Genomic DNA, 11,343 nt, shown 5'->3' on the forward strand with positions numbered 1-11,343 from the left:
GATTATTTTGCCCAGGGGAAGGCCGAAGCCGCGGCCATGTTCTTGCGCACGAGCTCGTCGCGCACCTGAGCCAGGCCCTGTTCCATGCCCACCACATAGGTCTGCGGGTACAGGAAGCGCTTGAAAGCTGCGTCCAGATGATCGAGTGCCCAAGCACAGCGCTCGCGCGCGTCCTGGATGCTCTCACGCGGAGCCACCGCGCTGCCATCGCGCACGATCGGCACCAGCAGCTCGCGATACTCAAGTTCGGACACGTCGGTCACCAGGGCGGCATCATTCACGGCCACGAGGGTATTGCCGCGCGCGGCGCCCTCCCCCGCCAGATGGTCCTCGTCGTAGATCATGTCGCAGACCGGGCCGCCAAAGCCGTCGTAATAACGGCGCACGCGTTGCACACCCGGGATCGTGCGCTTGTATGGCTGCTCAGAGAGCTTGACCACCGGCGTCCATGGATCTGCCTCGCTCGCACGGCGGGCGGAAAGCTTGTACACGCCGCCCAGCGCCGGCTGGTCATAGCAGGTCGCAAGCTTGGTACCCACGCCAAAGCTATCGATGGGCGCGCCCTGGTCGAGCAGCGACTGAATCGTGTACTCATCCAGATCGTTAGAAACCGAGATCCCCACATAGGGCAGGCCCTCGGCATCAAAACGGCCGCGCACATACTTGGAGAGCTTGGCGAGGTCGCCGGAGTCGATGCGAATAGCCGACAGACGCTCGCCCACCGCCTCCATCTCCTTGGCAACCGTAATGGCATGCTCGCAGCCCTCACGTACGTCGTAGGTGTCGATGAGCAGCGTGCAGTTCTTGGGACTCGACTTAGCAAAAGCCCGGAATGCCTCGAGCTCGGAATCGAAGCTCATCACCCAGCTGTGCGCATGAGTGCCAAAGACGGGAATACCGTAGCGGCGGCCGGCGAGCACATTGGATGTAGAGGAGCAGCCGGCAACGTAGCTCGCGCGCGCGACGGCCAGCCCGCCATCGGGACCCTGGGCGCGGCGCAGGCCAAACTCGGCAACGGGACGGCCGTCCGCCGCCAGCACCACGCGCGCCGTCTTGGTAGCGACAAGCGTCTGGAAGCCGACAATGTTGAGCAACGCCGTTTCGAGCAGCTGGCACTCCAGCGCGGGGCCGGTGACGCGCACCATGGGCTCGCGCGGAAAGACGAGCTCGCCCTCGGGCACGGCGTCAATGTTCACATGCGCGCGGAAGTTGCGCAGGTAGTCGAGGAATGCGGGCTTAAACATCGAGCCGCCGGCCGGAGCCTGGAGCGAAGCTAGATAGTCGATGTCCTCGGGCGTAAAGCGCAGGTTCTCGACAAGCTCGGGCAGCTCGGCGGTGCCGCACATGACGGCATACGCGCTGCCGAAGGGATGGTCGCGGTAAAACGCCGTAAAGCAACCCTGCTCATTGGCCTTGCCGCTCTCCCACAGGCCCTGGGCCATAGTGAGTTCGTACAGATCGGTGAGCATTGCAATGTCGGTGGGATGCGAGATGTCGGTCAAAGCCATGGGGCGACCTTTCGGATGCGTTGTGCAGAGGTTGAGGGTTGGCGAGGCGGGCGTGCGGGCATGGAGCCCAGCGCGAACAGGCTAAAGCAGGCCCATGCTGGTCAGGATCGTGTAGCCCATAAAGATGACAAACGCGATGAGGGCAAGGACAATGATGATTTTTTGAGCCGGCGCCATACCGGGGATCTCGTTCTCACCCGCAGGCTCCTTGGAGGTAACCATGCGCTGGGCAAAGCTCATCTCGTCACGGCTCGGCTTGGGATCGACGGACTTGGGACGAGCGGCCTTTTTAGGCTGAGGTTTGGGCGCGGCAGGTGCAGGCTTCGCAGCAGCGGGCTTGGGTGCGGGCGCGGGCTTGGGCTCGGATGCAACCTTCGCAGCGGCCTCCTCGGCCTTCTCGCGCTCGGCACGCAGGGCGGCCAACTCCTCACGCTCGCGGCGTGCCTCTTCCTGGGCCTCGCGACGAGCTTTCTCGGCGCGGAGCTCTTCCAACTCGGCGCGTTCCTCGGCAGACAGTGGTTGGGACTCAAGCTCGGCCATGGTACAGCCCTTTCTTTTAAAAAAAGCCGCCGACACAATGTCAGCGGCTTATCAAATCCAAGGGTGGAGACGAAGGGAGTCGAACCCTCGGCCTCTGCCATGCGACGGCAGCGCTCTCCCAACTGAGCTACGTCCCCAAGACAAGTTGATATTTTACCTACGGCTCGCCAACTGTCAACGCCCAATACCCAGTCTTTTTGGGACGCGGCTATTTTGACAACTTTTCGAGCAGGCGATCCTCTCGATGATTTTTTAATCCCCGTCCCAGAAAAATCATCGGCGAGCGCACTACTTTGCGCTGGTGAGGACGCCGGTGGTGTCGAACGCCGGGGTAAAGCTCTCGTCTACCGCTCCGCCTTCTTGCCAAAACATCGTCGTAAAGCCCAGGTCGTCGGCATGGTCGAGCACCTGCTCGTACTCCTCGCGCGTCACGGCGCGCGCCAGGTCGCCGCCTTGTTCGCGCATGAGGGCATTGGGCGTGTACTGGTTCATGACCGAGATCGGCACGTCGCCCACCGTCTGCCACACCAGGTCCAACACGCGGCACGAATCGTCCGCATGCCCCGGCAGCACCAGATGACGCACGATTATGCCGCGCCTCATGAGCCCGTCCTCGTCTACCAGCTCTCCCCCGCGGCGCTCAATCTCGCGCGCCATCTGGGCCAGACCCGACACGGCCACGCGCGGGTAGTCCTTAATATGAGAAAGCGACTGCGCAAGCCCGGCATCGGCATATTTAAAGTCCGTAAGCCACACGTCGACCAGGTCGCCCAGCGCTGCCACGGCACTCGCGCGCTCGTAACCACTCGTGTTGTAGACAATTGGGATGACCAACCCGCGCGTCCGTGCCGCGGCAATCGCGGCAGGCAACAGGTGCGCATAGTGCGTCGCCGTCACCAGGTTGATGTTATTGGCGCCCTGGTCCTGCAGCTCCAGCATAATCTCGACCAAACGCTCGGGCGAAATCTCAAGACCGAAATTGCCCGTCGAGATCTCGTGGTTTTGGCAGTAGATACATTTGAGCGAACAGCCGCTAAAGAAAATCGTACCCGAGCCGGCCTCGCCCGAAATGGGCGGCTCCTCCCACATATGGAGCGCCGCGCGGGCGACCTTAAGCGTGTTGTCGGCGCCGCACACGCCACGCGCGCCCTCGTCGCGCGCCGCACCGCAACGGCGCGGACACAAATGGCAGGCGGGCGAAAAAAGTTCGGTCAACGGCGTCGGCATAAAAACATGCTCCAAAACAATGATTCAGCAGCTCAAACGTAAAGGGACCAACCGCACAGACGGCTCGAGCCCAAGGCGCCGTAATCGTCCGACACGATTTTTATAATGTCAAGACTGGAATCGACAAAGTGCCGCTTTATGATGTAGGTATTCCGCCCCCCGCGGAGCAACTGGGTGAACCGTCGCGTTTATTTAGGGAGCCCACACAGTCGTACCTAGTACAGGTATCCTTCGTTGTTAAGGACGCTGGAACAGTCGATGAGGGCACCCACCTGTTTTAGGTGGGTTCATTTTCGTAACGTGGGGGGTGGTTTTCATTTGCCGAAAACCACCGTTACAGCCCATATGGATCCCCGCCGGTATCCCGACAAGCCATCGACAACATCCCAATATCTGGTAAGCGCGTGATTATCGCTGCATGCAATTCCATGCACCCCCCGTGGTCGAGTATCATGGTTCGGCTATGCCCTTTGCGCATGGCGTTCTTCTGACCTTTTCCTTCGACGCTTGGCGGTTTTTAGATTCATGGCTTCATCCCCGAGCTACATACCGTACCTATGCGTGGCAGCGGCGGCCTTTATCACGACCTTCCTCATGGTGCCCCTGGTCAAGCGCTTGGCAATTAAGCTCGACGCCGTCGACTATCCTTCCAAGCGCCGCATCAACACCAAGCCCATCCCGCGTTTGGGCGGAACGGCGGTGTTTTTGGGCCTGGTCGTTGCTTGCATTGTGCAAATCCTAGGCACCTGGCACCTAGGCTGGCCGCCCGTCCTGGTGCCGCACCCGCGCCTTCACATTAGCTATCCCATGCTAGCGCTCTCCTTTACCGTCATCTTTGCGACCGGCGCTATCGACGACGTCATCCAGCTCAAGCCCAAGCAAAAGCTGGCCGGACAGGTCCTCGCTGCGCTCATCGCCTGCGTGGGTGGCCTGCGCATCGGCGTCATCGTCAACCCGTTTGCCCCCGGCGAAATCATGCTCGGATGGCTCGCCTACCCCATCACCGTGATCTATCTGGTGGCATTCACCAACATCATTAACCTCATCGACGGCCTCGACGGCTTAGCCACGGGCATCTGCGGCATCGCGTCGTTCACCATGTTTTCGATGGCCGTTCTCTCGGGCCGCATCGACGCCGCCGCGCTCTCCATTGCGCTCTTTGGCGCCTGTCTGGCCTTTTTGCGCTACAACTTCAACCCCGCAAGCATCTTCTTGGGCGACTCGGGGTCGCTGCTTCTGGGCTTTGCGCTGGGCTCCATCTCGCTACTCAACGTGAGCCGCACCGCCGCGCTCACCTCGCTTATCATCCCGCTCATCGTTGCCGGCGTGCCCATCATCGACACGTTTAGCGCCATCGTGCGCCGCAAGCGCGCCCACATTAGCATCGGGCAGGCCGACAAGGGCCACATCCACCACCGCCTGATCCAAGAGGGCTACAACCAAAAGCAGGCAGTGCTCCTCATCTACGCCTGGTGCATCATGCTTTCGGCCGGCGCCGCCGCGATTAACCAGGTCGAGGTGCCCATGCGCGTGCTCATCTTTACCGTACTCGCCATTGGCTCGGCGGCCTTTGCCAAGCACCTGCACCTGTTTGAGCCCGTGCTGCGCCACCATTACAACAAGCGCACGCACGAGGACGAGCTCGTCACCCCCGACGATCCCGCCTTTAAGCAGGAGGAGCAGGCGGCAGAAGAACGCAGGGAGGAGCGCCACCACAGGCGCTAGGGTAAGCTGCCGAGGCTGCGCCCAGGCGCCGCCGGCCAAACGCGCAGCCACGCCGCGCCCATCGCACATGCCGCCGCTCTCCCGCCCCTCGCGTACTTACGCCCCGACCCTCCAATAAACGCGTTATCATCTTGACCCATGAACATACGTTAGGAGCAATCATGCCAAACGAGAACAGCTACGAAGTCGCGCTGCAAAAGAGCAACGCCATTCGCGAGGGCCTGGCCAAAACGCCCGAGAAGTTCACCATGCTCACCGGCGACCGCCCCACCGGCCGTCTGCACCTGGGTCACTACTTCGGCACCCTCAAGGGCCGTGTTGAGCTGCAGAACATGGGCGCCAAGACCAACGTGCTCATCGCCGACTACCAAGTCATCACTGACCGCGATACGACCGAGCACATCCAGGACAACGTGTACAACATGGTCATGGACTACCTTGCCTGCGGCATCGACCCCGACAAGACCATGATCTACGCGCACTCCGCCGTACCCGCCGCAAACCAGCTCATGCTGCCGTTCCTGTCGCTGGTCTCCGAGGCCGAGCTGGCGCGCAACCCCACGGTCAAGGCCGAGATGGAGGCCTCGGGCCACGAGCTCACCGGCCTTCTGCTCACCTACCCGGTGCACCAGGCCTGCGACATCCTGTTCTGCAAGGGCAATGTGGTGCCCGTCGGTCGCGACCAGCTGCCGCACATCGAGCTCACCCGCACCATCGCCCGCCGCTTTAACAACCGTTACGGCAAGGTGTTCCCCGAGGTCGACGCGCTGCTGTCCGAGACCCCGCTGCTGCCCGGCCTGGACGGGCGCAAGATGAGCAAGAGCTACGGCAACGCCATTAACATCTCGATGACCGCCGAGGAGACGGCCAAGCGCATCAAGAAGAGCCAGACCGACTCCGAGCGCATGATCACGTTCGATCCCGAGAATCGCCCCGGCGTGTCCGGCCTGCTTTCAACCGCCGCCATCTGCACCGGCCGTTCCGAGGTCGAGATTGCCGAGGAGATTGGCATGGGCGGCTCCGGCCAGCTCAAGAAGTACGTGACCGAGGCCGTCAACGAGTACTTCGCGCCGATCCGCGAGCGTCGTCAGCGCTATGAGAACGATCTGGACTATGTGAAGGACGTGCTGCACGAGGGCAACCGTCGCGCCAACGAGATTGCCGAGCAGACCCTGGCCGAGGTTCAGGACGCCATGGGCATGGTGTACTAGGCAAAGCGCCTTCGCACAACATAGACGGTGAGGCTGAATCCTCACCGAAACAGGAACAGGCCCGCTGGCAGATAGTTGCCAGCGGGCCTGTTCCCGAAGTACACCGTTGAATCGCACAGAGGGGAGGAATGCGAATCAAACTCAACAGGGCAGGCTTTTTCATCGCCTATTGCCTGCTCCGTTGCTGAAAACAATATAGTTCACCGTGGTTTACTTTGCTGCGACAAACCGCGCCGCCATACCTTCTCCATAAGTTAACCTCGGTAAACCTGCCAAAACCACCACAAAGGGGATAGGCACCTTTGTGGTGGTTTTAACCACGGCAGAGCCGCTAGAGCCCTGCAGGCCAGCGACAGGCGGCCAAGTCGACGTGCATGTCGTCCTTAAACGCCACACCCTCCCCTAGCAAAAGCTCACGTTGAGCATCGGGACCGCCAAAAGCAAAACCATCGCATATGCGGCCATCGGCAAACACCACGCGGTGACAGGGAATCTCGCCGGGGCGCGGATTGCCATGCAGGGCATACCCCACGTACCGCGCACTTCGTGGACGTCCAGCAAGCAGCGCCACCTGACCATACGTGGCGACCATCCCCTCGGGAATCTGCTCGACCACCTCGTACACCCGCTCAAAAAAGCCCTCAGACGCCATTGCTCGCTCCCTTCCACCCGGAATAGCATAAACCACCACAAAGGTGCCTGTCCCCTTTGTGGTGGTTTTGGCAGGTGGGCTAGTTAACGGGCTGGAAGAAGGCTACGGCTACGGCGCCGGGGCCTACATGGGTGCCGATGGTGGCGCCGATGGTGTGAACGGGCAGTTCGCCCTCGGTGTGGCCAGCCCACAGTGCCGCGCTGTCCTCGATATACTTCTTGAGCACCGCATCCGAAAGGCCCGTATAGCCGAGCGCCAGCGGCATGGAAAAGTCGATGCCGCCCGCCTTTTCGACCTTCTGGTTGAGCAGGTTACGTCCGTTCTTGGAACCGCGCGCCTTGCCCAGCTGCACGATCAGACCGTCCTCGGCAGCCACCACGGGCTTTACGTTGAGCAGCGTACCCACGGCACCGGCCGCAGCAGACAGGCGACCGCCGCGCACCAGGTACTCCAACGTCTCGAGCAGGCCGATGACGACCACGCGGTCGCGCACGGCCTCGACAGCCGCCGCAACCTGAGCCGCGCCCTGGCCCTCGTCCACCAGGCGCAGCGCATACTCGACCAGCACGCGCTCGCCCAAGGTCACGTTATTGCTGTCCACGACGAACATGTCGCCGCCCGGCGCCTCGGCAAGTGCCGTACGAGCACTCTGGTTGGTGCCCGAGAGCTTGGCTCCCACGGTAATAATCACGGCCTCATCGCCGGCCTCACGCGCTTCGGCAATCGCCTGCGAAAAGGCGTACGGGTTGACCTGACCGGTCTTGGGCAGCTCATCGCGCTCCACAAGCATCTCGTAAAAGCGCTGGTGATCGATGTCGACGCCATCCATATACACATCGGTGCCAAAGGTGACGGACAGCGGCAGAACACGCAGAGCGGGGTGCTCCGCCGGCGACATATCGCTTGCGGAATCGGTAATAATGCGGACGGACATAACGAATCCTTTCTTGCGCAGGTCTCGCGCAGGGAATTTTGACAGCAATGTCCCGGCACGGCGTACGCGCTCAAACGGGACGATGCAGTTCTTGGCTGAAAGCTAGCGCCAGCGCGGCTCTAGATCTCGCGCAGGGTGTTGAGGATCGTGCGCAGCGATGCATACATCTGCTCGCGCTGCTCCACGCCCATGGCCTTGCCGGTGGTATCGAGCACCTCGCGAATGATGCGATCGGCCTCGCTCATGCTCTCGCCGCCCAGGGCAGTCAGGCGCACCGGAGCACGATACTTGACGGCCGCATCACCCGAGTCGTCAACCTCGACGTAGCCGCCCTCCTCCAGATGTGCCAGTGTGCGCGAAACGGCGGCACGGGTAACGCCGGCCATGCGGGCGAGGTCGGCGCCAGTCAGGCCGTCCTTGCTGCGCTCAAGATAGTACAGGCACATAACGTCGGAGCCCTTGAGGCCCAGCCTTGCGCCTTCGGACGTCTTGATACGCTGAATCTCCTTGTAGAGGCCGCTGATCAGTCCGACAAAGTCCTCAAAACGTGTCTCGTCGTTCTGCTGCATGGTGACGACCGCCTTTCGCTTACATGATGCTAACGGGTAAACATCTTAGCCGCACAAGGCAACACCCGTACCCAAATATCCCATTTGTTAACCCATCAACATAAAAACCACCACAAAGGGGACAGGCGCCTTTGTGGTGGTTTGGGGCATCGAGTTTGATCCGCAGACTTCGCTACAGCCCCACGCAAGGATTGTCGCGGGTCACAAGCGTTTTAACGACAACCGTCGCTCCCAGATAGCGCTCGAGCAGCTCGGCTAAGCGATCGATCGCGGCCTGGCAATCCCCCATCCGCTCGGGCTCCACGCACTCAATCGCCAGGAAAGCATCGGCCGAATCATCGGACAACGCCGTTCGAACGCCATCGCGCCAGTTCCAGCAGCGGCATACGGCGCCCGCATCATCGATGTAGGCGAGCTCGCCGGGCAGCGTCGGGTCATCTGTCTCCTCGCCAAGCGGCAGAAATGAATCGCCACCGTCGGTCACCTTCAGGCAAAGGTCTCCCTCAATCGCGTGCAAATCCTCGCCGCCTACGGGCAGCGCGTAGGACAGCGACACCGTGTTGTAGATGTCCACCGCGGGCGTAATGTGGCCCACCGGCTTTCCTTTGAGCACGCGCTTGAGCAGGTTCTCAATTGAGCAACGCGCGCCCTTCTTGGTCTTGAATAGGCGATATGCCTCGCGCCATGCCTTAACCGGCGCATTCTCGCTGATGGTATCGCTGGTCAGATGACGCTCCGCGTCGATATTGGCGCGGTCGAGCAACGCGGCAATCGCATCAACGTCCTCTTGAGGAATCTGAGCCGCGGGCTTCATGCCCTTTACGACCACAACACCGACAGCCGCCTGCGGAAATAACTCCCAAAACGAATCCTCGGCAACGAAACTCTTCATGTGCTCTCCCTTCATAGCATGCGCCCGAGCCCGGGTGCCTAAACAAAAAGCGCCCTTACGACGGCCACCTTCAAAGTCCTACGGTGCCGCCACAAGAGCGCTTACGCTGCCCCCATCCGGAGAAGGGGGCGATATGTCAGGCGTATTGTAACCCGAGTCATTCGCCCAAGCAAAACCGCCACAAAGGTGCCTGTCCCCTTTGTGGCGGATATGGACTCGCGGCGACGCTAGTGTCGGAGTCCCAGCAGGCCGCGGCCGCGATGACGGGCGTCGGCGTGCACCTGAGCGTGCGGACCGGCGGCCTTCACGGACTCGGGCAGGTGCGAGTACTTCTTCTCGAAGTTCTCCTCGAACATCACGGCCAAGTTGTGCGCCGCCTCGTCGTAGCGCGCGGTGCTCTGCCAGTACTGGCGCGGCACCAGGATGCCGTCGGGCACGCCGTGGCACGTGGTGGGAATGTCAACGTTAAAGATATCGTCATGCACGAATTCGCTGTCCTCGATGGTACCGTCGAGGGCGCGGGCCACCAGGGCGCGCGTGTAGGCAAGCTCGATGCGATGGCCCACGCCGTAGCCGCCGCCAATCCAGCCGGTGTTGACCAGGTACACACGCGTGCGGCCGTCGGCGATGCGCTCACCGAGCATCTTGGCATAGACCATGGGGTCGAGCGGCATAAACGGCTCGCCAAACAGCGAAGAGAACGTGGGCGTGGGCTCGGTGACGCCGACCTCGGTGCCGGGGATCTTGGCCGTAAAGCCCGTCACAAAGTGATACATGGCGGCGTCGGCCGTCAGGCGCGAGATGGGCGGCAGCACGCCAAAGGCGTCGCAGGTCAAAAACAGCACGACGCTCGGAGTGGTGCCCATGCCCTTGGTCCACGCGTTGGGAATGTGCTCCACAGGGTAGGCCACGCGCGTGTTGTGCGTGACCGAGACGTCATCGTAGTTGGGCTTGCGGCTCTCGTCGAGCACCACGTTTTCGCAGATCGCGCCAAAGCGGACGGCGTTGAAGATCTCAGGCTCGTGGAACGCGTCCAGGCCCTCGCATTTGGCGTAGCAGCCGCCCTCGATGTTGAAGATGCCCATGTCGGACCAACCGTGCTCGTCGTCGCCGATCAGCAGCCGCGTGGGGTTGGCCGAAAGCGTGGTCTTGCCGGTGCCCGACAGGCCAAAGAACACCGCGGTCTCGTGCGTGACGGGATCCATACTGGCCGAGCAATGCATGGGCAGCACGTCGTCCTCGACGGGCAGCAGGTAATTCATGACGCTGAAGATGGACTTTTTGATCTCGCCGGAGTAGCCGGTACCCGCGACCAAAATCACGCGCTCCTGGAAGTTGATGACCACGGCGGCGCTGGAGTTGAGGCCCTTGATGGCGGGATCGCACTGGTAGCCCGGCGCGGCGAGCACACAGAAGTCCGGCTCGCCGGTGCGCGCGATTTCGCGGGCAAGCGGGCGGGCGAGCATCTGCTTAATGAAGAGTGCCTGGCTGGCGCGCTCGCAGGCGACGAGCAGTCGGCGCGTGTGGTTGCGGTCGGCGCCGGCCATGCCGCGGGTGACGAACACGTCGCGCTCGTTGAGGTAGTTGACGATACCGGCCTTGATGGTCTCGTAGCTCTCGATCGAAAGCGGTCGGTTGACGGCGCCCCAGGCGATCTTGTCGTGCACGTCGGGCGTGTCAACGATAAAGCGGTCATTGGGGGAACGACCAGTGCGCTCCCCCGTCTCGATCACCAGCGCGCCGTTGGATGCCATGCGGCCTTCTTCGCGGCGGATAGCGTGCTCGACGAGCTCCGCGGCGGGTAGATCGACCAGCAGACGGGGCTGATTCTCGGCGGGATCTTCGACCAGCGTAATACCAAAGTTGGACAAAACATCTGCAGGGGTAACACCAGGCATGGGGCCTCCTTTAAAAGCGCGACACGTGGACGCGGCGCGCACTTTACTCACGTAAAGCCCGTTGTACCCGATATGCAAAAACGTTTTTGCGGCAAGGGCGGCAAGCCCGCCCAACGGTCAAAAATCGCAGGCAAGCGGCCTAGTCATTGGGTGTTCCTATAGTTTTGTCAACCTTCGATGCTACTCC

The 11,343-nt window shown here is 61.7% G+C and carries 10 protein-coding genes and 1 tRNA gene; 2 read left to right on the forward strand and 9 right to left on the reverse strand.

Translation table 11 applies throughout. The features are described 5' to 3' along the window. Positions 1-2: 2 nt before the first annotated feature. The 4 genes from DXB86_RS07850 to DXB86_RS07865 form a co-directional block, all read right to left on the reverse strand. Positions 3-1,508 (reverse strand): nicotinate phosphoribosyltransferase, encoded by a 1,506-nt coding sequence (locus DXB86_RS07850; RefSeq protein ID WP_117736738.1) that lies wholly within the window; start codon positions 1,506-1,508, stop codon positions 3-5. A gap of 81 nt (positions 1,509-1,589) precedes the next feature. Continuing rightward, positions 1,590-2,048 carry a hypothetical protein gene (locus DXB86_RS07855; protein WP_055252324.1) on the reverse strand — a complete coding sequence of 153 codons (459 nt, stop codon included), beginning with the start codon at positions 2,046-2,048 and terminating at the stop codon, positions 1,590-1,592. 64 nt (positions 2,049-2,112) lie between these two features. After that, positions 2,113-2,185 (reverse strand) — tRNA-Ala (locus DXB86_RS07860). A 151-nt stretch (positions 2,186-2,336) separates the two neighbouring features. Further along, positions 2,337-3,275: a radical SAM protein gene (locus DXB86_RS07865; RefSeq protein ID WP_117736739.1), complete on the reverse strand. Its 939-nt coding sequence runs from the start codon at positions 3,273-3,275 to the stop codon at positions 2,337-2,339. A gap of 525 nt (positions 3,276-3,800) precedes the next feature. Between DXB86_RS07865 and DXB86_RS07870 the strand changes: the two genes are divergently transcribed. Together DXB86_RS07870 and trpS are read left to right on the forward strand one after the other, a co-directional pair. Further along, complete coding sequence (locus DXB86_RS07870) at positions 3,801-5,000, forward strand: MraY family glycosyltransferase (RefSeq protein ID WP_117736740.1); 1,200 nt, start codon at positions 3,801-3,803, stop codon at positions 4,998-5,000. Positions 5,001-5,161: 161 nt separating this feature from the next. Beyond that, positions 5,162-6,211, forward strand: a complete 1,050-nt coding sequence (trpS, locus tag DXB86_RS07875; protein WP_089572045.1) for a tryptophan--tRNA ligase — start codon at positions 5,162-5,164, stop codon at positions 6,209-6,211. 331 nt (positions 6,212-6,542) lie between these two features. Here trpS and DXB86_RS07880 read toward each other — a convergent pair whose 3' ends face one another. From DXB86_RS07880 to pckA, 5 genes are all read right to left on the reverse strand, one after another. Continuing rightward, the gene (locus tag DXB86_RS07880; protein WP_089572047.1) at positions 6,543-6,863 is read right to left on the reverse strand and encodes an MGMT family protein; all 321 of its coding nucleotides are present in this window, start codon (positions 6,861-6,863) and stop codon (positions 6,543-6,545) included. Between the two features lie 79 nt (positions 6,864-6,942). Then, positions 6,943-7,797 (reverse strand): DegV family protein, encoded by an 855-nt coding sequence (locus DXB86_RS07885; RefSeq protein ID WP_117641033.1) that lies wholly within the window; start codon positions 7,795-7,797, stop codon positions 6,943-6,945. A gap of 119 nt (positions 7,798-7,916) precedes the next feature. Then, positions 7,917-8,366 carry a MarR family winged helix-turn-helix transcriptional regulator gene (locus tag DXB86_RS07890; protein WP_022093866.1) on the reverse strand — a complete coding sequence of 150 codons (450 nt, stop codon included), beginning with the start codon at positions 8,364-8,366 and terminating at the stop codon, positions 7,917-7,919. 172 nt (positions 8,367-8,538) lie between these two features. After that, entirely contained in the window at positions 8,539-9,258 is a 720-nt protein-coding gene (locus DXB86_RS07895; protein ID WP_117641034.1) for a B3/4 domain-containing protein, read from the reverse strand. A gap of 227 nt (positions 9,259-9,485) precedes the next feature. Next, entirely contained in the window at positions 9,486-11,156 is a 1,671-nt protein-coding gene (pckA, locus tag DXB86_RS07900; RefSeq protein WP_199411022.1) for a phosphoenolpyruvate carboxykinase (ATP), read from the reverse strand. Positions 11,157-11,343: the final 187 nt, after the last annotated feature.

This window comes from Collinsella sp. OM06-18AC (genome assembly GCF_003438785.1).
Lineage (GTDB): Bacteria > Actinomycetota > Coriobacteriia > Coriobacteriales > Coriobacteriaceae > Collinsella.